Raw genomic sequence first — 20,681 nt, 5'->3', positions numbered from 1 at the left:
GCCGCCATGGATATCGATCTCGGATTGCTGCGCACGATCGAGCGGGAGAAGGAGATCCCCTTCGACGAGCTGATCGCGATCATCGAACAGGCCGTCCTGACCGCGTACGCGAAGCACGACTCCCACGACGGCTCCCTCACGGACGGAACGCGCGTCGAGCTCGACCGCAAGACCGGCCACGTCGCCGTGATGGTGCCCGTCCTCGACGACGACGGAGCCGTGATCGGCGAAGAGGACTCGACGCCCGACGACTTCGGTCGCATCGCCGCTTTCGCCGCGAAGCAGGTCATCGGCCAGCGCCTGCGCGACATCGCCGACGACGCCGTGCTCGGCGAGTTCCGCGGCAAGGAGGGCGACATCGTCGCCGGCGTCATCCAGCAGGGCCCGAACCCGCGCATGATCCACGTGGACCTCGGATCCGTCGAGGCGATCCTCCCTCCCGAGGAGCAAGTGCCCGGTGAGGAGTACACGCACGGAACCCGCATCCGCGTCTACGTGACGTCGGTCGCCAAGGGGCTGAAGGGCCCGGCGATCACCGTCTCTCGCACGCACCCCGGGCTCGTCCGCAAGCTCTTCGCACTCGAGGTGCCGGAGATCGCCGCGGGTCTGGTGGAGATCGTCGCGCTCGCGCGCGAGGCGGGGCACCGCAGCAAGATCGCGGTGAAGGCGAACGATCCCGCGATCAACGCCAAGGGCGCCTGCATCGGCGAGATGGGCCGGCGTGTCCGTGCGGTCACCGAGGAGCTGGCGGGGGAGAAGATCGACATCGTCGACTACCACCAGGATCTGGCGACCTTCGTCGCCCATGCGCTGTCGCCGGCCAAGGTGACGAGCGCGTTCGTGCTGGACGCGGGGACGAAGGCCGTCCGCGCCCTGGTCCCCGACTATCAGCTGTCGCTCGCGATCGGCAAGGAAGGGCAGAACGCCCGCCTGGCCGCGAAGCTCACCGGCGCCAAGATCGACATCCAGCCGGACTCGCTGCTCGCTTCCTGAGCGCGTCCCGGCCGGGTCGCGCACCGGCGGTCCAGATCCGAGGTGTAAGATGGAACCCGTACGAACGTGTGTCGGTTGCCGCGCTCGTGCATCTCGCGCCGCTCTGCTCAGGGTGGTCATCCGGAATGGTCAGCTCGTCTTCGACGAGCAGGCCGTGCTGCCGGGGCGGGGTGCGTGGGTGCATCCGACTCCGGAGTGCGTGGAGGTCGCTCAGCGGCGTCGCGCCTTCGCCCGTGCGCTCCGTGTGTCCCCTGTGCTGGAATTCCCGGAAGCAGAGAACATGCAGACCCTCGAGAAACGGCTGAACGGCTATGGAAACAAAGTGAACGGCTCGAAATGAGACCCGTCCGCGACTAGTGGTCTGCCCCGTCAGGGCGGACCGACCCTGACAGGAGAATTGTGGCTGGTAAACCACGCGTGCACGAGATCGCCGCTGAACTCGGCGTCGACAGCAAGTTCGCTCTCGCGAAGCTCAAGGAGCTCGGAGAGTTCGTGAAGTCCCCCTCATCGACCATCGAGCCTCCGGTGGCGCGCAAGCTGCGTGCTGCGATCGAGGCCGACAAGCCCGCCGGCGGCGCACCCGCGCCGTCTCCGGCGGCCAAGCCCGGCGGCTCCGCGTCGGCGACTCCGGCGACCGCCGGCGCGCCCAAGCCCGGTCCGAAGGCGCCGACCCCCGGTCCCAAGCCGGGTCCCGCCAAGCCTGCCGAGGCTGCTCCGGCGCCGGCTGCGGAGAAGCCCGCGGCTCCCGCCGCACCGGCGGCTCCCGCGGCTCCGGCTGCTCCGGCGGCCGAGAAGTCGTCTGCGCCCAAGCCCGGCGGATCCGCCGCGCCCAAGCCCGGAGCCCCGCGCCCCGGCAACAACCCGTTCGCCTCGTCGCAGGGCATGGGGCAGCGTCCCGCCGGTCCGCGACCGGGCAACAACCCGTTCGCCTCCCAGCAGGGGATGGGTCAGCGTCCGACCCCGGGCAACATTCCTCGTCCGCAGGCTCCGCGTCCCGGTTCGCCGCGCGTCGGCGCGCCTCGTCCCGGCCAGGGTGCCGGTCGTCCCGGCCGTCCCGGTCAGGGCGGTGCCGGTCGTCCCGGCGCTCCGTTCCAGCAGCGCACCGGCGGTCCCGGCCGTCCCGGCGGCGCCGGTGCCGGTGCGGGTGGCTTCCAGCGCCCCGGCGGCGCTCCGGCCGGCGGCTTCGCCGGTCGTCCCGGCGGCGGTGGCGGTCGCGGCCGCGGCCCCGGCGGGGGTACCGCCGGCGCGTTCGGCAAGGGCGGCGGCAAGAGCAAGCAGCGCAAGTCGCGGCGGGCGAAGCGGCAGGAGTTCGAGATGCGGTCGGCGCCGGTCGTCGGCGGCGTCAACGTCTCCAAGGGCAACGGCGAGATCATCCGCCTGCGTCGTGGCGCATCGATCGCCGACTTCGCGGACAAGCTCGAGGCCCTGCGCGGCTACACCGTGCAGCCCGGCACGCTCGTGACGATCCTCTTCAACCTCGGCGAGATGGCCACGGCCACCGAGTCGCTGGACGAGGCGACGTTCGAGGTGCTCGGCGCCGAGCTCGGCTACACGATCCAGATGGTCTCGCCCGAGGACGAGGACAAAGAGCTCCTCGAGGGCTTCGGTCTCGACCTCGAGGCCGAGCTGGAGGCGGAGAGCGAGGACGACCTCGAGATCCGTCCTCCGGTGGTCACCGTCATGGGCCACGTCGACCACGGTAAGACCCGACTGCTCGACGCGATCCGCCAGACCAACGTCATCGAGGGCGAGGCCGGCGGCATCACGCAGCACATCGGTGCGTACCAGGTGTGGACCGAGCACGAGGGCATCGAGCGTGCGATCACCTTCATCGACACCCCGGGTCACGAGGCGTTCACCGCCATGCGTGCCCGTGGCGCCCAGGTGACCGACATCGCCATCCTCGTGGTCGCCGCCGACGACGGCATCATGCCGCAGACGGTGGAGGCCCTCAACCACGCCCAGGCGGCGAACGTGCCGATCGTGGTCGCGGTCAACAAGGTCGACAAGCCCGAGGCCAACCCGGCCAAGGTGCGCCAGCAGCTCACCGAGTACGGTCTGGTCGCCGAGGAGTACGGCGGCGACGTCATGTTCGTCGACGTCTCGGCACGGGCCAACACGGGCATCCAGGAGCTCCTGGACGCCGTGCTGCTCACCGCGGACGCCGGCCTGGACCTCACCGCCAACCCGAACAAGGCCGCACGAGGCATCGCCATCGAGGCGAAGCTCGACAAGGGCCGCGGTTCGGTCGCCACGGTGCTGATCCAGTCCGGAACGCTCCGCGTCGGCGACGCGATCGTCGCGGGCACCGCGTACGGACGCGTCCGCGCCATGATCGACGAGAACGGCGATGCGGTCGAGGCCGCGGCTCCGTCCCGTCCGGTCCAGGTGCAGGGTCTGAACTCGGTCCCGCGTGCCGGCGACGTCTTCATCGTCACCGAGGAAGACCGCATGGCGCGCCAGATCGCGGAGAAGCGCGAGGCCGTCGAGCGCAACGCACAGCTGGCCAAGGCCCGCAAGCGCATCTCGCTCGAGGACTTCACCCGTGCACTCGAAGAGGGCAAGGTCGAGACGCTCAACCTCATTATCAAGGGCGACGTGTCCGGTGCCGTCGAGGCGCTGGAGGAGTCACTGCTCAAGATCGAGGTCGACGACTCGGTGCAGCTGCGCATCATCCACCGCGGCGTGGGCGCGATCACCGAGTCCGATGTGAACCTCGCGACGATCGACAACGCGATCATCGTGGGCTTCAACGTCCGTCCCGACACCAAGGCCCGCGAGGCCGCGTCCCGCGAGGGCGTGGACGTGCGGTTCTACTCGGTCATCTACAACGCGATCGACGAGATCGAGAACTCCCTCAAGGGCATGCTCAAGCCGGAGTTCGAAGAGGTCCAGTCGGGTGTCGCCGAGATCCGCGAGGTGTTCCGCTCCTCCAAGTTCGGCAACATCGCGGGTGTCATCGTCCGCTCCGGCACGATCACGCGCAACGCCAAGGCGCGCGTCATCCGCGACGGCGTGGTCATCGCCGATGGCCTCGCCATCGAGTCGCTGCGCCGCTTCAAGGACGACGTCACCGAGGTCCGCACGGACTTCGAGGCCGGTATCGGCCTCGGCAAGTACAACGACATCCAGGTCGGCGACGAGATCGAGACGACCGAGATGGTGGAGAAGCCGCGCGCCTGATCGGCTCGTGGTTTCGCAGGATGGCATCGTGTGTCGCCTTGGCCGGGGGCCCGGCCCGCTTCGCGGGCGCCCCGGCAGGCGCCACACGATGCCATCCTGCTCCGCCCGTCGATCAGCGTCGGACGAACAGAAGTGAGAGGGTAGGGACATGGCCGGAGAACGACAGGCACGACTCGCGGACCGGATCCGCGTCATCCTCGCCGAGCGGCTGGAGAAGGGGCTGCGGGATCCGCGCCTCGGCTTCGTGACGATCACGGACGTGCGCGTGACGGGCGATCTGCAGCACGCCTCCGTGTTCTACACCGTGCTCGGCTCGGAGGAGGAGCGCGTGGCCTCGGGCGCTGCGCTGACCTCCGCGACCGGACTCCTTCGCAAGGAGGTCGGCGCTCAGCTCGGCGTGCGGCTCGTGCCCACGCTCGAGTTCATCCCGGACGCGCTGCCCGAGAACGCCGACCACATCAGCGATCTGCTCCGCCAGGCGCGGGAACGCGATGAGGAGGTCGCGAAGCTCGCGGCCTCAGGCAGCTACGCCGGCGATGCCGACCCGTACCGGGTCGAGGAGGAAGAGCCTCAGGACTAGGCCGCGTCATCCGCGACTCCGGTCGCCGTGCGGCGCACCGCATTCGCTGAAGGCCCCGGGAGCATGGCTTCCGGGGCCTTCAGCGTTGCGCCCCGGTTCCATCTCACGCACCCGCACCCGCATTCTCAACAGGGTTCAAGAACTTTGGCGCGGGGAACGCGCCTTGCTAGCATCCGACGACGCGCGCGGTGTCGCGCGCGATCGACGACAGCGGGGGGCTGTACGAGATGGATGGCACGGCGCGAGCGCGCCTGGGGGCGCTTCACCCGTCGAGATCGCCGATGGGCGTCGCACCCGATCCTGCCGTGCCGCCGCCGGAGCCGGCTCCGCGCGGGTCCGATTGGGGCGGCGCCGAGACCGCACCGCATGTGCACAGCGCCGTCCGCGCCGCGTGCGGAGGCGAGCCTGCGCTGACCGCGGAGGTGCTGGCCGCGCTGAGTCCTGAGCAGCGCCGAGGGTGGCGCGCACTGCCCGACCCGTTGCCGCACGTGCCCGCGTTCGACGCCTATCGCCGACAGGCGGTCCCGCAGGACATCGACGCGGGACTGCTGCTCGCCCTCGCGCTGTGCGGCGTCGGAGGGCTGCCGGTGCTGGGGCTGCTCACCGGATCATCGTCGGATCGGATCGCGGCGTCCCCGCTCGGTCGTCTCGTGCGCCTGCGCGGCGGCGCGTTCCGTCTCTCCGATCCGGCGCTGCGGGCTTCGGTGCTCGCCGCATCGACCACGGGCGAACGGATCGGCGCCCACCGGCTGCTCGCGTCCGCGTTCGAGGAGACCGGCGACCCGCTCGCCGCGCTGTGGCATCGTGCCCGCGGCGCGGTGTGCGGTGACCCGCGGCTCGTCGAGCCCCTCCTGGACCGCGCCGGCGCCGCCCTGCGAGCCGGTTCGGCGGATTGCGCCTGGGCGTTCGCGACGGAGGCCGTGGAGCATGCGCAGTCCGGCACGGACGCGCTCCCCGAGGCGCTGCTCTGCGCGGCGCACGCGGCGCTGGCCGGAGGCTGCGTCGTCGACGCCCTGGAGTGCGCGGAGAGGGCGCTGCGACTCGACGGCGGGCATCGCGATGCGGCACGGGCGACGTTCGTGCTCGCGCATGCGCTGCGGCACGGGACCGTTCCCGGTCCCGAGAGACTGCTCCCCGGCGACCCGGCCGTGTCGGGCTTCCACCATGCGGCGGTGCTGGGGGCGTCCCTCAGCGCCGAGCGCGGCGACCATGAGCGCACCATCGCCTGGCTCGCGGCGGGCGCCCGCGCCGAGCACGCCTCTCAGGACCAGATCGCGCTGCGGGCCTGGTGCGAACTCCTGGCGGGCGAGGGCACGGGGGCGACGGCCATCGGTGACGGCGACGAGATCCGGCGGGTCGCGCGCGCTCTGTGCGCCGGGCTGCAGGGCGACCCCGATGCCGGGCTGCGCGCTCTCGCCGAGCCGGAGCCCCGCGACGCGCCGGAGGTCGCCGTGGGGCTTCCGGTGCGGGGGCCGCTGCTCCGTGCCCGCCGGGCCGTCGCCGAGGCGCTGCTGCACGTCTGGGCCGGAAGGATCGGCATCGCGCGCGACCTGCTGCGCTCCGCCGCCGATCGGCTGCCGGTCGCGTTCCCGTTCGGCGGTCTCGCGGTGTCGCTGTCGCGCCGGCTCGATCTGGCGGTCGACGGTCGGATCGGAGCGTGGTCGAAGAGCCTCGAGGCCGCAGCGCCCTGGGCACGCGAGCCGGGCGGCTTCGTGGACCGTGCCATCGGCGCCTATCTGCAGGGACGCAGCGACGAGGCCGCCGTGCACCTCCGGCTCTGGGACGACCGGGGTCGTCCCGCCGAGCGGTTCGGTCTGCCTGGTCTCGACGAGGTCGGTCCGCTGAGCGTCTCGGGCGGCCTGGAGCCCCCGGAGACCACGACGGCACGCCACCTGCGCGAGCGCGTGCGGGCGGCACGGGAGGCGTCCTGGCGCGCCGACCTCGAGACCGTCGCCGAAGAGAGCCGCGGGGTCCGCTCGCCGTTCGAACGCGCGAGGGTCGAGGCGCTGCTGGGATCGACGTGCGCCGCGCGCGGTGACCTCGGCCGCGGCGTACGGCACCTGCGGGCGGCGCAGAGCCTCTTCGAGGAGGCCGGCGCGCACGCCTGGCGCGGACTGGTCGAGCGGCGGCTGCGGGCGATGGGGGAGCGGGCCCCGGTCGGCGGGGGCGCTGCGGCCTCCAGCGCGCAGCCCGCGCTGGAGGTGTGCCGTGCCGTCTGGGATCCGATCCTCACCGCCCGGGAGATGGAGGTCGCGCTGCTGATGGCGGACGGGCGCCCCAACCGGGAGATCGCCCACACGCTCCACGTCTCGGTGCGGACCGTGGAAGTGCACGGCGGACGGATCTTCGCCAAGCTCGACGTCCGCACGCGGCATGAGCTGACGGTGCTCGCGCATCGCACCGACCAGCACCTCTGATCGTCCGGCGCCCTCCCGTCGCGGCGCCGATCTGCGGCGCGTCGATCCCGGTCGCCCGGCGGCGCATCAGGGCGTCCGGCGCGGGGGTCAGCGCGGGAGCAGGAGCATGCCGTCGGTCGCCTCGAGCAGGCCGTCCGCGATGAGCGAGTCGATCGCACGGTCGCGCTGAGCCGGATCCGGCCAGTCGGAGAGCACCGCCTCCGCAGGCAGACGATGATCGTCGGCGTGCCGGAGCGCGCGCAGCACTCCGCCGCGCGCCTGCCGATCCGAGCCCTCGTAGCGGGCCTGCTTGCGCCGCCGGTCCTCACTCGGGGGATAGCCGGCCGCGCGCCAGGCGCAGAGCGCCGCAAGAGGGCAGCGTTCGCAGCCGGGACTCCGGGCCGTGCACACCGTCGCGCCGAGCTCCATCGTCGCGGCGTTCACGACGGCCGCCCCGTCGCGCTCGGACGGGAGCAGCGCGAGCATGTCGTCCAGGTCGCGCCGTGCGGGCGCGTCGGGCTGGGCCCTGCCGTGCACGGCGCGGGCGATCACCCGGCGCGTGTTCGTGTCGACGACCGGATGGCGATCCCCGAAGGCGAACGCCGCGACGGCACGCGCCGTGTAGTCGCCGATGCCGGGCAGTGCGAGCAGCTCCGTCACCTCGCGCGGCGTGAAGCCGCCGTGCTGATCGCGGATCGCGATCGCCGCGCCGTGCAACCAGAGCGCACGCCGCGGGTACCCCAGGTTCGCCCACTGCTGGAGCACCTCGGCGCCGGTCGCGGATGCGAGCGAGGACGGATCCGGCCAGCGTGCGAGCCAGGCCTCCAGGTGCGGGATCACCCGCGTCACCGGGGTCTGCTGGAGCATGAACTCGCTCACCAGCACGCCCCAGGCGCCGTAGCGCTTGAGGTAGTCGGCCCTGCGCCAGGGCAGATCCCTGGCGTGCGCGCGGAACCACGGGATCAGCGCGGACGCGACGGATGCTGCGGCGGGGGAGTCGGGCACGGGACTCCACGCTACCTCCCCGTTCCGGGCCTGGCTCGCGCACGCCCTAGGCTGGGAGGATGGCAACCAGCGGCATCCTGCTCGTCGACAAGCCGGGCGGGATGACGAGTCACGACGTCGTCGCCCGCACCCGCCGGGCGTTCGGCACCCGGAAGGTCGGACACGCGGGCACCCTCGACCCGATGGCCACCGGCCTGCTCGTCGTGGGCATCGAGGCGGCCACGCGGCTGCTGACCTTCGTGGTCGGCGCCGACAAGACGTATCGGGCGACCATCCGCCTCGGACAGAGCACCGGCACGGACGACGCAGACGGCGAGATCGTCGCGACCGCCGACCCGGAGCGCGTGGCCGCGATCACCTCGGCTGAGATCGCCGAGGGTGTGGCCGCCCTGACCGGAGAGCTCTCGCAGGTGCCCAGCGCCGTCTCGGCGATCAAGGTCGACGGGCGCAGGGCGTACGACCGGGTGCGTGCGGGCGAGGAGGTCGTGCTCGCGGCCAGAGACGTGCTCGTCTCACGGTTCGAGGTGCTCTCCGACTCCCCGGCCGATGGGGGGACCCGCGATCTCGACGTGATCGTCGACTGCTCCTCCGGCACCTATATCCGCGCCCTCGCCCGCGACCTCGGCTCGGCTCTCGGCGTCGGCGCGCACCTCACCGCGCTGCGTCGCACGAGGGTCGGTGCGTTCGACGTGGCTGAGGCGGTGGCGCTCGACGATCTCGCCGGGGCGCAGCCGCTGACAGCGGCCGCTGCGGCGGCGCGGATCCTCCCCGTCCTCCCCGTCTCCGCGCAGGAGGCCGTCGATCTGCGGCACGGCAAGCGCCTGGTCGGCCAGCGGGCTCGGCTCGAAGGCGCGCGCGCCGCTGCGATCGATCCGGACGGCGTGCTGATCGGGATCGTGGAGCGACGCGGCGACGACCTGAAGAGCGCCATGAACATGCCGGAGGGAGCGTCATGATCCTGTGGTTCACCGTCGTCCAGCTCGCGGTCGCGGTCGCGGCCGGGCTCTTCTGCCTCATCATGGGCTTCGCGGGGAAGCGTCCGAACGACTGGACGGTCGGATCCCTGGCGCTCGTCGAACTGCTCCTCGTCGTGCAGGTGGTCATGGCGGTCGTGTCGCCGTTCGCCGGGAACCCCGCGCTGGGCGATCCGCTGGAGTACGGGGTGTATCTCGTGTCCGCCGTGCTGCTGCCGATCGGCGGGGTGGTCTGGGCGCTGCTCGAGCGGTCGCGGTGGAGCACCGTGATCCTGGGCGTGGTCGCGCTCTCGCTCGCCGTGATGATCTGGCGGATGCAGGTCATCTGGACGACGCCCGTCGGCGGCTGAGCGCCGCGCCGAGGCGCGGACGCCGTGTCCGTCCGGGTCCGTAGAATGGGGAGCGCCATGAGCACCGCGCGACCCACGACCCCGTCCGACTCCTCTCAGCCCGAGGGATCGTCCGCCGCACCGACCCGACCCCGGATGCGGGGCATCGGCCGCGTGCTCGTGATCGTGTACGCGGTGATGGCGCTCGGCGCCACCGGGCGCTCGTTCGTGCAGATCGCCCGTGCCTTCGACCAGGCTCCGCTCGCCTACACGCTGTCCGCCGTGTCGGCGGTGGTCTACATCGTCGCGACGCTCGCGCTGATCTGGTCCGGCCGACCCGGCTGGTACCGCGTCGCCTGGGTCGCCATCGTCTTCGAGCTGGCCGGCGTGCTGATCGTCGGCACCCTGAGCCTCACGCACCCCGCGCTCTTCCAGCATCAGACCGTGTGGTCGCAGTTCGGCCTCGGGTATGTGCTGATCCCGCTGTTCCTGCCCATGGCGGGATTGTGGTGGCTGGTCGTGCATCGTCCGTCGGGCCGAGTACCCGCGGCTGCACCCGAGGAGGCCGCGGCATGATCGTGTTCCGTGATCCGGCCGAGATCCCTGCAGACTTCGGGCGCACGGTCGCCGCGATCGGCAAGTTCGACGGCGTGCACTCCGGCCACCGCGCGGTGTTCCGACGGGCGCAGCTGGATGCGGCGCGCCTCGGCGCGAAGACCGTCGCGGTGACGTTCGACCGCAATCCGCTCAGCGTGCTGCGGCCCGACCGCTGCCCCGACGACCTGGTGTCGGTGCAGCGCAAGATCGAACTGCTCGCGGACTGCGGGCTGGATGCGGTGCTGGTGCTCACCTTCGACGAGCAGCTGGCGGCGCGCGAAGCCTCGGACTTCGTCACGTCGATCCTCGTCGACGCGCTGCACGTGGCCACCGTGCTCGTCGGCCGGGACTTCCGCTTCGGCCGCGGCGGCAGCGGAACGCCCGCGCTGCTCGCCGAGCTCGGTGCACAGCACGACTTCACGGTCGACGAGATCGAGGACGTCTTCCTCGACGGCACCGACCGCCGCGTCTCCTCGTCATGGGTGCGCGAACTGCTGTCGGTCGGCGACGTCGCCCTGGCCGGTGCGGTGCTGGGGCGCCCCGTCTCGGTGCGCGGGGAAGTGGTGCACGGGCTCAAGCGGGGGCGTGAGCTGGGCTTCCCGACGGCGAACCTTCCGGCGCTTCTCGACGAGATGGTCCCGGCGGACGGCGTCTACGCGGGACGGCTCGTGGACCACACCACGGGGATCGTGCATCCTGCGGCCATCTCCGTCGGGACGAATCCCACATTCGACGACGTCGCGCAGCGTCAGGTGGAGGCGCACGCGATCGACAGCCCGGGACTCGACCTGTACGGTCACGACGTGACGGTGGAGTTCACCCATCGGCTGCGCGGCATGACCGCGTTCGACAGCCTGGAGTCGCTCATCGCGGGCATCGACTCGGACGTCGTGCAGGCGCGCCTGCTGCTGGGCGTCCCGGCGAAGCCCGGGGTGCTCGGCACGTCCGACGTCCCGGACTCGCGCACCGAGTGACCGCACCACGGCGGGAGTGGCGTAAGCTGAGCGCGAACCCGTTGTGATCGACGTGCGCGATGCACGCCTACGGGGTTCGCCGTCCGCCCGGTCCGCGCGCTGCCGACCGACAGCCGCCGTCCGCGGACACCGCATCGTCCGCAGGTCCTGCCGTCCGGACGGTCATTGTTCGGATCAGTCGCCGTCCGCAAGGGGACGGCATCCACGCTCAGGAGGAGCATGCCGACCACGGCGACCGCCACCCGGCGGAAGAAGACGTCGCGCCGAGACGAGGACGCGCCGCTGATCCCGATTCTCGCGCGCAAGGTCCGCGAGATCGAGGCGAAGGCCCAGCACGGGAAGCTGGGGCCCACCAACCGCGTCAAGTTCCAGGTGATCGCCTTCCTGGTGCGCGAGGAGCGCGCCAGGGTCAAGGGCGATGCGGAGCTCGGCGACTCCGCGCGCGCCGAGCAGCTCAAGCGGCTGGACGGCGTGGCCACGATCCTGGCGAAGACCGCGGCCCGCGACACCTCGCTGATCCAGCTGCTCGAGGCGGATCAGGCGACCAGCCCCGTCGCGAAGCGCATGCGCCGCGACTGGCTGCTGGAGTCCGGCGCCGAGCTGGCGCCCGAGGAACTCGTGATCGCCGACGTCGCCCGCGTGCAGCAGGCGCCGGTCGTCCCGGCCGCGCTGGCCGAGCGCCAGGTCGCTCCGCCGTCGGTGGAGTCGCGGATGCTGGCGAACCCGTTCCTGGCGCCCGACCTCACGCCCCGCCCTGCGGTGACCCCGCGCCGCCGCCTGGACGGCTGGGAGCTGATGGGGCCGCTGTACAAGGCGTTCGAGTCGGGAGCGGGCGGATCCGCCGCGTCGATGGAGCTGCCCCCGCTGCCCGAGTACGACCACATCTCGCCGAAGGGCCTGGAGGTGATGGTGCACCAGTCCCGGTTCCTCGAATCCGTGCGGGCAGGCCACCGCTCGTTCCTGCTCGCCGACGAGCCGGGCCTCGGAAAGACCGCGCAATCGGTGCTCGCCGCCTCGGTGGCGGACGCGTATCCGCTGCTCGTCGTGGTGCCGAACGTCGTGAAGATGAACTGGGCGCGCGAGGTGGAGCGGTGGACGCCGCAGCGCCGCGCCGCGGTGATCCAGGGCGACGGGCAGGACGTCGACGCCTTCGCCGACGTCTTCATCGTGAACTACGAGATCCTGGACCGTCACCTGTCCTGGCTCGGCGAGATCGGCCTGCGCGGCATGGTCGTCGACGAGGCGCACTTCATCAAGAACCTGTCCTCGCAGCGCTCGCAGAACGTCCTGGCCCTCGCGACGCGGATCCGGGAGCAGTCGCCGAACGGGCGCCCGCTGCTCATGGCGCTGACCGGTACGCCGCTGATCAACGACGTCGAGGACTTCGACGCGATCTGGCGCTTCCTCGGCTGGACGAACGGCGAGCGGCCTTCTCCGGCGCTGGCGGACAAGCTCGACGCCACCGGGCTCACGCCGGCCGACAAGGCCTTCTACGGCGAGGCCAGGGACGCGGTCATCTCGATGGGCATCGTGCGCCGCAAGAAGAAGGACGTCGCGGCCGATCTGCCGGACAAGCTCATCGCCGACCTGCCCGTGCAGCTCGACGACGAGTTCGGCCGCAGCATCAGGCAGGCGGAGGCCGAGCTGGGCGCGAGGATGGCGGCGAAGTACCGCCGGATCATCGAGGCACGCGGTGAGCGCGGCCTCGCGCACGGCGAGATCGACGAGGACATCGTCCGGCTCGTCGCGCACGGCGAGCTGGAGGAGTCGAAGGCGGCCGGAACCGGGGGCGACAACGTCTTCACGATGGTGCGCAAGATCGGGCAGGCCAAGGCGCTGCTCGCGGCGGACTACGCGGCACAGCTGCAGCGTTCGGTGGGCAAGGTCGTGTTCTTCGCGAAGCACGTCGACGTGATGGATCAGGCCGAGGCGCACTTCGCGGCGGCCGGGATCCGCTCGGTGTCGCTGCGCGGGGACCAGACCGCCGTGGCCCGGCAGCAGGCGGTCGACGCCTTCAACGGCGATCCCGAGGTCGGCATCGCCGTCTGCTCGCTGACCGCCGCCGGAGTCGGCGTCAACCTGCAGACCGCCTCCAACGTGGTGCTCGCCGAGCTCAGCTGGACGGCCGCGGAGCAGACCCAGGCGATCGACCGCGTCCACCGCATCGGCCAGGACGAGCCGGTCACCGCATGGCGGATCATCGCCGCGCACACCCTCGACACGAAGATCGCGGAGCTCATCGACCAGAAGCAGGGCCTCGCGGCCCGGGCGCTCGACGGCGAGGCCGTGGAGGAGGGGGCGAGCGAGTCGGTGCAGCTGGCGGCGCTCATGCATCTGCTCCGGGAAGCGCTCGGCGGCAACTGACACGAGTCCCGCCGGAACTGAAAAGAACGGCACTTCTTCGCCTGGTTTTCGGCGATGGAGTGCCGTTCTTCGTCAAGAACGCGAGAACTCGGTGAGTGGGTGTGTAAGAAGCCGGGTTTTCGGCGGTGTCGAATGGCGTCGGAGCGGGAATCGGCACTAGGGTCGAACGTGGCAACGGCGCCGCGCTTCCCTCTCCCTTCCCTCCCGAGGACGTCCTATGAAGATCGGCATCCTGACCAGCGGCGGCGACTGCCCCGGCCTGAACGCGGTCATCCGCGCCATCGTGCTCAAGGGCACCGAGGCGTACGACCTCGAGTTCGTCGGCATCCGCGACGGCTGGCGCGGCGTCGTCGACGGCGACTTCTTCCCGCTCACCCGGCATGAGGTCAAGGGCCTGTCGAAGGTCGGCGGAACGATCCTCGGCACGAGCCGCACCAACCCCTACGAGGGGGCGCGCGGCGGTGCCGAGAACATCGCCAAGACCCTGTTCGGGCACCGGATCGACGGCATCATCGCGATCGGCGGCGAGGGCACGCTCGCGGCGGCGGACCGCCTGTTCAAGGAGGGGATCAACGTCGTCGGGGTGCCCAAGACCATCGACAACGATCTGCGGGCCACGGACTACTCGTTCGGCTTCGACACGGCCGTCAACATCGCCACCGAGGCGATGGACCGTCTGCGCACCACCGGTGATTCGCACCGGCGCTGCATGGTCGCCGAGGTGATGGGCCGTCACGTCGGCTGGATCGCTCTGCACGCGGGCATGGCGGCCGGGGCGCACGTCATCTGCATTCCCGAGGTGCCGATGTCGCTCGACGAGATCGCCGCCCTCGTGACCAGCGCGAACGATCGCGGACGTGCGCCTCTCGTCGTCGTCTCCGAGGGGTTCAAGCTCAAGGACATGGAGGAGGCGTACAGCGACAAGGGGCTGGACGCGTTCAACCGTCCGCGCCTCGGCGGCATCGGCGATCTGCTCGCCCCGGAGATCGAGCGGCTCACGGGCATCGAGACCCGCGCGACCATCCTGGGGCACATCCAGCGAGGCGGCGCACCGTCGGCCTTCGACCGCGTCCTCGCGACACGCCTCGGCATGCACGCCGCCGATGCGGTCGTCGACGGGGCGTGGGGCCAGATGGTGGCGCTGCACGGCACCGAGATCGTCCGCGTGCCGTTCGCCGATGCGCTCGGCGAGCTGAACACCGTTCCCCGCAACCGCTACGACGCGGCGGCGACCCTCTTCGGCTGAGCCGACCGGCGCTTCTCCCGAGAACAGGTCGATGTCCCGAGATCAGGCGGATCCGCTCGGATCCGCCTGATCTCAGTCGATCCGCCATGGTTCGGGAGTCGCGGCGGGCCGTCAGCGTGCGAGGTGGAGGCCCTGTGCCATGGCCGCCCGCACGCTCTCCTGGACGAACGCCTTCTCGAACAGGACCTGCGCGTAGTCGAACCGCAGCACGGTGTATCCGCGCACGGCGAGACGCGCGTCGGCGCGGATGTCGCGCCTCCGATCCGCGGCCGTGCGGTGGTGCTCGAAGCCGTCGAGCTGCACGATGAGGCGATCGCCGATGAGGATGTCCACGGGATGGCCGTCGATCCACACCTGCTGGCGCACCCGGACGCCGATCTGACGCATGAGCTCGACGAAGTGCGTCTCCAGCCCGGAGTCGGAGAGGGCGCCAACCGATCAGGCGAGCAGGTGTGCGCGTGTGGAATGCCACCCGACGCGCTGGAGCACCTCCGCGCTGATGAGGTTCTTGCGTACCGCGGATTCCCAGATGGCCAGGGCATCCGCCGTCGGCTGGCAGCGCGCCACCTGGAAGAGCACGTTGATCAGAGGGTCGGCGATCGCGCGCGGCGCGAAGGGTGCGGGACCTTTCGCCCAGTGCAGCCGCACGGCCGGATCCTGAGCGCCGGCGGTCTTCGGAGGCACGGCGATGTGGGACTCCGGCGCGTCGGGCACCCAGAGCTGCAGCGCCTTCGCCTGCGTGACGCAGGTCACCCGTCCGCTGAAGCGGACCGCGTGCGCAGACGCCTGATCGACGCCCGGGCCCAGGATCCACGATCGCCGGACGCGGGTGACGAGCCCCTGGGCGGCCGCGGCGCCGATGAGGTGCTTGCTGAACCCGGCGCGGTACAGGTCCGAGGTGTGTGCGACGCCGTCGTGCGCGGCGAGCCAGGAGAGCAGGTCCATGGGGACAGCGTGACCCCTCGGACGCCCGGATTCGGGGTTGTCCACAGGCGAATCGAGGGATTCCGATTGTGGAGGACGAACGTGTCGCCTCCCGAGGACAGGTGGATCGACCGAGATCAGGCGGATCCGAATCGGATCCGCCTGATCTCGGTCGAAGCGCCTCGCCCGGGGCGGAGCAGCCCGACGCGCACGTCGCGTGGTCAGGCCGCGGTCGCTCCCAGCCGGTCCAGGATCCAGGCGAGCTCGAACGCGCGCTCGCGCCAGGAGTTGTAGCGTCCGCTGACGCCGCCGTGTCCCGCGACCATCTCGCATTTCAGCAGCACGTCCTCGGCCCCCGCGTCACGCAGGCGGGCCACCCACTTCGCGGGCTCGACGTAGAGCACGCGCGTGTCGTTGAGCGAGGTGACGGCGAGGATCGAGGGGTAGGCGACGCCGTCCCGCACGTTCTCGTAGGGCGTGTACGACTTCATGTAGGCGTACACCTCGGCGTCGTGCAGCGGGTCGCCCCACTCGTCCCATTCGATGACGGTGAGCGGGAGCGAGGGATCCAGGATCGTGGTGAGGGCGTCGACGAAGGGGACCGAGGCGAGCACGCCGCCGAACAGCTCGGGCGCCAGGTTCACGACAGCGCCCATGAGCAGTCCGCCGGCGCTGCCGCCCTCGGCCACCAACCGGGCGGGCTCGGTCACGCCCGAGGAGACGAGGTGGCGGGCCGCGGCGACGAAGTCGGTGAAGGAGTTGACCTTCTGCCCGAGCTTGCCGTCCTCGTACCACTGCCGGCCCATCTCGCCGCCGCCGCGCACGTGCGCCACCGCGAACACCACGCCGCGGTCGAGTGCGCTCAGGCGCATGACCGAGAAGCCGGGGTCGATCGAGTGCTCATAGGAGCCGTAGCCGTACAGGTGCACCGGGCGCGGTGCGGCGCCCGGCTCGCCGAACGAGCGCTTCCACACCAGCGAGATCGGCACGAGCGTGCCGTCCTCCGCGACGGCCCAGTCGCGGCGTTGCCCGTACGCGGACGGATCGTAGCCGCCGAGCACCGGCTGGCGCTTGCGCAGATGCAGGGTCCGCGTCGCCAGCTCGAGGTCGTACACGGTCGACGGCGTCACGAAGGAGCCGTAGCCGAGGCGCAGGAACGGCGGAGCCCATTCCGGATTGCCGCCGAAACCCGCCGAGAACAGCGGCTCGTCGAAGCCGAGCTCCTCGAGGTCGCCGGTCGCCGGATCCATCAGCGCGATCCGCTCGAGTCCCTCGAACCGGTACGCGACGACGGTGACGTCCCGGAAGGCGTCCACGTCCAGCAGGCGGCGTCCGGGCGTGTGCGGGAGCACGACGCGGCGCGGTCCCTGCGGGTCGTCGGCGGAAACGGCGACCAGCTCGAAGTCGAGCGCGTCGTCGTTGTGCAGCACGAGCAGCTCGTCGCGCCCCGCCACGACCGCATGCTCGACCGAGTACTCCACGCCTTCGCGGCGAGGCCACACGACGCGAGGCGGGGCGGTGAGGTCGTCCAGGTCGACGAGCAGCTCCTCGCTCGTGATCGAGGAGCCGACGCCGATCACCAGGTACTTGCGGCTGCGGGTGATCCCGGCGCCGAGCCAGAACCGCTCGTCGGGCTCGTGGAACAGCTGCACGTCCTCGGAGACCGGCGTGCCGATCCGGTGCAGCCAGAGGGTGTCCGGTCGCCACGAGTCGTCGACGGTCGTGTAGAGCACGGCGGTGCCGTCGGGGGTGAAGAACGCCCCCGACGTGCCGGGGATCTCGTCGGGAAGCGTCTCGCCGGTGCCGAGGTCGCGCACCCGCACGGTGTAGCGCTCGTCGCCCTCGAAGTCGGTGGACCAGAGCAGCCTCGTGGCGTCGTCCGACACGTCGAAGGCGCCCATCGCGAAGAACTCGTGCCCCTCCGCCTCGGCGTTGCCGTCGAGCAGGATCTGCTCGCCGGGCACGGGCGCGGCGGCGTCCAGCACCGGAGGCGTCCAGTCGTCCGGGGCGGACACCGCCGCGCGGCACTGCAGGCCGTACTGCTGCCCCTCGACGGTGCGGCCGTAGTACCACCAGTCGCCGCGGCGGGTCGGCACGGAGAGGTCGGTCTCCTGCACGCGGCTCTTGATCTCCTGGAACAGCGTCTCGCGCAGCGGCTCGAGGTGCGCCAGACGGGCGTCGGTGTACGCGTTCTCCGCCTCGAGGTGGGCGATCACCTCGGGATCCTCCTTCGCCCGCAGCCAGTCGTAGGGGTCGTCGAAGACGTCGCCGTGGTGGGTGCGCGGATGGGACCGGCGCGCGGCGCGCGGCGGGGCGATCGGGGAGGGGGAGGAAGGTGCGGAGACGGAGGTCACGTCACCACGCTAGCCGAGGCGGGGCGGCCGATCTCCGGATGCGGGGGAGCGGCCTTCGAGTTGACCGGCATGGGTCGGGGTGGGAGGATTCACTCGGCCCGTTAACGGATGCTGAATCCCCGGTGAACTCTTCGTTCGTCACGTCCCTCCACTTCACGAAAGCGAACGGTGGAAACCGCAGCCCTCATCGTCGTGCTGGTGATCCTGCTGGCACTCTTCTTCGACTTCACCAACGGGTTTCACGACACGGCGAACGCCATGGCGACCCCCATCGCGACGGGAGCCCTCAAGCCCCGCACGGCGGTCATGCTCGCGGCCGGTCTGAACCTGGTCGGCGCGTTCCTGTCCACGGAGGTCTCCAAGACCATCTCCGGCGGGATCGTCCGGGAGGACCAGATCCACGGGGATCTCTTCCCGGCGCTGATCTTCGCCGGACTCATCGGCGCGATCACCTGGAACATGCTCACCTGGCTGCTCGGTCTCCCCTCCAGCTCCTCGCACGCGCTGTTCGGCGGCCTGATCGGTGCGACGCTCGTCGGCATCGGCATGAACGGGATCGACTTCGGCGCGGTGCTGTCGAAGGTCGTGCTGCCGGCCCTCATCGCCCCGGTCACCGCAGGGCTGATCGCGTTCCTCGCCACCAAGCTCGCGTACCTCGTCACCCGCCGCTACGACGGCAGGCCGGACGGGCGCAGCGGCTTCCGCTGGGGCCAGATCTTCACGTCGTCGCTGGTCGCGCTCGCGCACGGCACGAACGACGCGCAGAAGACGATGGGCGTCATCACCCTCGCCCTCATCACGGTCGGATGGCAGTCGGGGGCGCACCATGAGCCGCAGCTGTGGGTCATCATCGCCTGCGCCTGCACGATCGCGCTCGGCACCTACCTCGGCGGATGGCGCATCATCCGCACGCTCGGCAAGGGCCTCACCGACGTCAAGCCCGCGCAGGGCTTCGCGGCGGAGACGTCCACGGCCGCCACGATCCTCGCCTCCAGCGCGCTCGGCTTCGCTCTGTCCACCACGCAGGTCGCCTCCGGATCCGTGATCGGATCCGGACTCGGCAGGCGGGGTTCCGCCGTGCGCTGGCGTACGGCGGGCCGCATCGCCATCGGCTGGGTGCTCACGCTCCCGGCGGCCGGAGCCGTCGGTGCGGTCGCGGCGCTCATCGTGGTGATCGGCGGCGGCTGGGGCGTGCTCATCGATGCGATCCTCGCGCTCGCCGTGATCATCGGACTGTTCCTGCGCTCGCGTCGCAACGCGGTCACCGCCAACAACGCGTTCAGCGAGGTCGCCGACTCCGGTCTCGCCGTCGAGGTGCCCGAGGAGCCGCCGCTCACCCCGCGTCAGGCGAGGGCGCAGCGAGCGCGCGAGCGGGCCAAGGCGCGTGAGAAGGGGGCGGGACGATGACCGTCGCGATTCACTGGGAGGCGTTCTTCCAGGTCCTCGGCGCCGCACTGGTCGGCACGCTGCTCGTCGTGGGGTTCTACGCCCTGGGGCTGCGGATGCTGGTCCGCGCCGGTCGCGTGCCCGTGGTCACGCCCGCGGAGTTCACCGACGCGATCACGGTGATCAGCGAGAAGGAGGCCAAGCGTGCCGCCAAGGCCGCGGCGAAGGCCGCGCGCAAGAGCCCGCTCAGCGAAGGGCAGAAGACGCTCGCCCAGATCGCGGCGTACGCGTGCTTCGCCGTCTGCGCGGCGGCCGTGCTCGGCGGCATCCTGCTCATCGTCGTGAAGTAGCGCCGCGGTCGTGAAGGAGCGCCGCGGTCGTGAAGGAGCGCCGCGCCGCTAGCCTGAGGGCATGACAGTGCAGTTCGGCCGCTATGCGCCGCCCACGCACACCCTCGTGCACCTGAGCGACCCGCACCTCCTCGCCGGGGGCGCGGCGCTCGGCGGACGATTCGACGTCGATCGCACCCTGGATCGCACGCTCGCCGCGATCGAGAGCGCCGTCGAGCGTCCCGATGCGATCGTCGTGACCGGGGACCTCGCCGATCTCGGCGAGCCCGACGCGTACCGGCGGCTCCGGGCCGCGGTGGAACCGGTCTCGGAGCGCCTGGACGCTCCCGTGATCTGGGTCGCGGGCAACCATGACGAGCGCCCCGTGCTGCGCGAGCACCTGCTCGACGGCCCGCCCAGCGAGGACCCGGTGACGGGCGTGTGGGATCTGCACGGGCTGCGCGTGATCGCCCTCGACTCCACCGTCCCGGGGTGGCACCACGGCGACATCGACGCGGGGCAGCGCGACTGGCTCGCCGACCTCCTGCGCACACCGGCCCCGCACGGCACGCTGCTCGCGATGCACCACCCGCCCGTGCCGAGCCACATCCCGTTCTTCGACATCCTCGAACTCCGCCACCAGGACGAACTGGCCGACATCCTGCGCGGATCCGATGTCCGCGGGATCCTCGCCGGGCATCTGCACTACTCCCTGCACGCGACGTTCGCGGACATCCCGGTGAGCGTCGCCGGCGCCACCTGCTACACGATGGATGTCGCGAGTCCTGCGGACCGGGTGAACGGCATGGATGCGGCGCAGTCGTTCCAGCTCGTGCACGTGCGCCCGGAGACGATCACGCACACCGTGGTGCCGGTGGTGGAGGCGACACCCGTCGACACTTTCGGCCCCGAATGGGTGGAGCGGATGGCGCAGCTGACTCCTGAGCAGCGCCTGGAGGCGTTCTCGCGCAAGCCGGGACGGTGAGCCGCCATGGGTAGGATGGAGGCATCCCCCTTCCCTGTTCGCCATCACCCACGAGGATGTGT

At 71.3% G+C, this 20,681-nt stretch carries 18 protein-coding genes; 14 read left to right on the top strand and 4 right to left on the bottom strand.

Annotated elements, in window-relative coordinates:
- Nucleotides 1-6 precede the first annotated feature (6 nt).
- The 5 genes from nusA to J8G10_RS11390 all read left to right on the top strand — a co-directional run bounded on the left by nusA (nt 7) and on the right by J8G10_RS11390 (nt 7,173).
- On the top strand, nt 7-993 hold the full coding sequence (gene nusA / locus J8G10_RS11410) for a transcription termination factor NusA (RefSeq protein WP_251444620.1): 987 nt from the start codon (nt 7-9) through the stop codon (nt 991-993).
- 49 nt (nt 994-1,042) lie between these two features.
- Entirely contained in the window at nt 1,043-1,333 is a 291-nt protein-coding gene (locus J8G10_RS11405; protein ID WP_251444618.1) for a YlxR family protein, read from the top strand.
- 59 nt (nt 1,334-1,392) lie between these two features.
- Complete coding sequence (gene infB, locus J8G10_RS11400) at nt 1,393-4,176, top strand: translation initiation factor IF-2 (protein WP_251444616.1); 2,784 nt, start codon at nt 1,393-1,395, stop codon at nt 4,174-4,176.
- Between the two features lie 148 nt (nt 4,177-4,324).
- Complete coding sequence (rbfA, locus tag J8G10_RS11395) at nt 4,325-4,756, top strand: 30S ribosome-binding factor RbfA (RefSeq protein ID WP_251444614.1); 432 nt, start codon at nt 4,325-4,327, stop codon at nt 4,754-4,756.
- A 281-nt stretch (nt 4,757-5,037) separates the two neighbouring features.
- Nucleotides 5,038-7,173 carry a LuxR family transcriptional regulator gene (locus tag J8G10_RS11390; RefSeq protein WP_251444612.1) on the top strand — a complete coding sequence of 712 codons (2,136 nt, stop codon included), beginning with the start codon at nt 5,038-5,040 and terminating at the stop codon, nt 7,171-7,173.
- An 87-nt stretch (nt 7,174-7,260) separates the two neighbouring features.
- Here J8G10_RS11390 and J8G10_RS11385 read toward each other — a convergent pair whose 3' ends face one another.
- On the bottom strand, nt 7,261-8,157 hold the full coding sequence (locus tag J8G10_RS11385; protein ID WP_251444610.1) for an A/G-specific adenine glycosylase: 897 nt from the start codon (nt 8,155-8,157) through the stop codon (nt 7,261-7,263).
- A 59-nt stretch (nt 8,158-8,216) separates the two neighbouring features.
- Between J8G10_RS11385 and truB the strand changes: the two genes are divergently transcribed.
- From truB to J8G10_RS11355, 6 genes are all read left to right on the top strand, one after another.
- Entirely contained in the window at nt 8,217-9,113 is an 897-nt protein-coding gene (gene truB, locus J8G10_RS11380; RefSeq protein WP_251444607.1) for a tRNA pseudouridine(55) synthase TruB, read from the top strand.
- Nucleotides 9,110-9,481: a hypothetical protein gene (locus tag J8G10_RS11375; protein ID WP_251444605.1), complete on the top strand. Its 372-nt coding sequence runs from the start codon at nt 9,110-9,112 to the stop codon at nt 9,479-9,481. Before truB ends, J8G10_RS11375 begins: the two co-directional genes overlap by 4 nt.
- A 135-nt stretch (nt 9,482-9,616) precedes the next feature.
- Nucleotides 9,617-10,036, top strand: a complete 420-nt coding sequence (locus tag J8G10_RS11370) for a hypothetical protein (protein ID WP_251445376.1) — start codon at nt 9,617-9,619, stop codon at nt 10,034-10,036.
- Nucleotides 10,033-11,031, top strand: coding sequence for a bifunctional riboflavin kinase/FAD synthetase (locus tag J8G10_RS11365; protein ID WP_251444603.1), 999 nt, complete (start codon nt 10,033-10,035; stop codon nt 11,029-11,031). Before J8G10_RS11370 ends, J8G10_RS11365 begins: the two co-directional genes overlap by 4 nt.
- A 219-nt stretch (nt 11,032-11,250) precedes the next feature.
- The gene (locus J8G10_RS11360; RefSeq protein ID WP_251444601.1) at nt 11,251-13,395 is read left to right on the top strand and encodes a DEAD/DEAH box helicase; all 2,145 of its coding nucleotides are present in this window, start codon (nt 11,251-11,253) and stop codon (nt 13,393-13,395) included.
- 217 nt (nt 13,396-13,612) lie between these two features.
- Nucleotides 13,613-14,641, top strand: a complete 1,029-nt coding sequence (locus J8G10_RS11355) for a 6-phosphofructokinase (protein ID WP_251444599.1) — start codon at nt 13,613-13,615, stop codon at nt 14,639-14,641.
- Nucleotides 14,642-14,752: 111 nt separating this feature from the next.
- Here the strand turns inward: J8G10_RS11355 and J8G10_RS11350 are convergent, their stop codons facing one another.
- The 3 genes from J8G10_RS11350 to J8G10_RS11340 all read right to left on the bottom strand — a co-directional run bounded on the left by J8G10_RS11350 (nt 14,753) and on the right by J8G10_RS11340 (nt 17,883).
- On the bottom strand, nt 14,753-15,028 hold the full coding sequence (locus J8G10_RS11350; protein ID WP_251444597.1) for a DUF559 domain-containing protein: 276 nt from the start codon (nt 15,026-15,028) through the stop codon (nt 14,753-14,755).
- Between the two features lie 51 nt (nt 15,029-15,079).
- Nucleotides 15,080-15,586 carry a hypothetical protein gene (locus J8G10_RS11345; RefSeq protein ID WP_251444595.1) on the bottom strand — a complete coding sequence of 169 codons (507 nt, stop codon included), beginning with the start codon at nt 15,584-15,586 and terminating at the stop codon, nt 15,080-15,082.
- 200 nt (nt 15,587-15,786) lie between these two features.
- Nucleotides 15,787-17,883 carry a S9 family peptidase gene (locus J8G10_RS11340; RefSeq protein WP_374208779.1) on the bottom strand — a complete coding sequence of 699 codons (2,097 nt, stop codon included), beginning with the start codon at nt 17,881-17,883 and terminating at the stop codon, nt 15,787-15,789.
- Nucleotides 17,884-18,087: 204 nt separating this feature from the next.
- Here J8G10_RS11340 and J8G10_RS11335 point away from each other — a divergent pair, with 204 nt between their 5' ends.
- From J8G10_RS11335 to J8G10_RS11325, 3 genes are all read left to right on the top strand, one after another.
- Nucleotides 18,088-19,326: an inorganic phosphate transporter gene (locus J8G10_RS11335; protein WP_251444591.1), complete on the top strand. Its 1,239-nt coding sequence runs from the start codon at nt 18,088-18,090 to the stop codon at nt 19,324-19,326.
- Complete coding sequence (locus tag J8G10_RS11330) at nt 19,323-19,655, top strand: peptidase (protein ID WP_251444589.1); 333 nt, start codon at nt 19,323-19,325, stop codon at nt 19,653-19,655. The genes J8G10_RS11335 and J8G10_RS11330 overlap by 4 nt, the downstream gene beginning before the upstream one ends.
- A 61-nt stretch (nt 19,656-19,716) precedes the next feature.
- Nucleotides 19,717-20,619: a metallophosphoesterase gene (locus J8G10_RS11325; protein ID WP_251444587.1), complete on the top strand. Its 903-nt coding sequence runs from the start codon at nt 19,717-19,719 to the stop codon at nt 20,617-20,619.
- The last annotated feature ends 62 nt before the right edge of the window (nt 20,620-20,681 follow it).

Origin of the sequence: Microbacterium sp. USTB-Y (assembly GCF_023703415.1) — a bacterium.
Lineage (GTDB): Bacteria > Actinomycetota > Actinomycetes > Actinomycetales > Microbacteriaceae > Microbacterium.
The sequence above is the reverse complement of the archived record's forward strand: the minus strand, read 5'-3'. Positions and strand labels throughout refer to the sequence as shown.

Excerpts from the sequence above, each read along its gene's own strand:
- nusA (WP_251444620.1), top strand. The coding sequence starts at position 7 with ATGGATATCGATCTCGGATTGCTGCGCACGATCGAGCGGGAGAAGGAG.
- J8G10_RS11405 (WP_251444618.1), top strand. The coding sequence starts at position 1,043 with ATGGAACCCGTACGAACGTGTGTCGGTTGCCGCGCTCGTGCATCTCGC.
- rbfA (WP_251444614.1), top strand. The coding sequence starts at position 4,325 with ATGGCCGGAGAACGACAGGCACGACTCGCGGACCGGATCCGCGTCATC.
- J8G10_RS11390 (WP_251444612.1), top strand. The coding sequence starts at position 5,038 with ATGGGCGTCGCACCCGATCCTGCCGTGCCGCCGCCGGAGCCGGCTCCG.
- truB (WP_251444607.1), top strand. The coding sequence starts at position 8,217 with ATGGCAACCAGCGGCATCCTGCTCGTCGACAAGCCGGGCGGGATGACG.
- J8G10_RS11375 (WP_251444605.1), top strand. The coding sequence starts at position 9,110 with ATGATCCTGTGGTTCACCGTCGTCCAGCTCGCGGTCGCGGTCGCGGCC.
- J8G10_RS11370 (WP_251445376.1), top strand. The coding sequence starts at position 9,617 with ATGCGGGGCATCGGCCGCGTGCTCGTGATCGTGTACGCGGTGATGGCG.
- J8G10_RS11365 (WP_251444603.1), top strand. The coding sequence starts at position 10,033 with ATGATCGTGTTCCGTGATCCGGCCGAGATCCCTGCAGACTTCGGGCGC.
- J8G10_RS11360 (WP_251444601.1), top strand. The coding sequence starts at position 11,251 with ATGCCGACCACGGCGACCGCCACCCGGCGGAAGAAGACGTCGCGCCGA.
- J8G10_RS11355 (WP_251444599.1), top strand. The coding sequence starts at position 13,613 with ATGAAGATCGGCATCCTGACCAGCGGCGGCGACTGCCCCGGCCTGAAC.
- J8G10_RS11350 (WP_251444597.1), bottom strand. The coding sequence starts at position 15,028 with ATGCGTCAGATCGGCGTCCGGGTGCGCCAGCAGGTGTGGATCGACGGC.
- J8G10_RS11345 (WP_251444595.1), bottom strand. The coding sequence starts at position 15,586 with ATGGACCTGCTCTCCTGGCTCGCCGCGCACGACGGCGTCGCACACACC.
- J8G10_RS11330 (WP_251444589.1), top strand. The coding sequence starts at position 19,323 with ATGACCGTCGCGATTCACTGGGAGGCGTTCTTCCAGGTCCTCGGCGCC.
- J8G10_RS11325 (WP_251444587.1), top strand. The coding sequence starts at position 19,717 with ATGACAGTGCAGTTCGGCCGCTATGCGCCGCCCACGCACACCCTCGTG.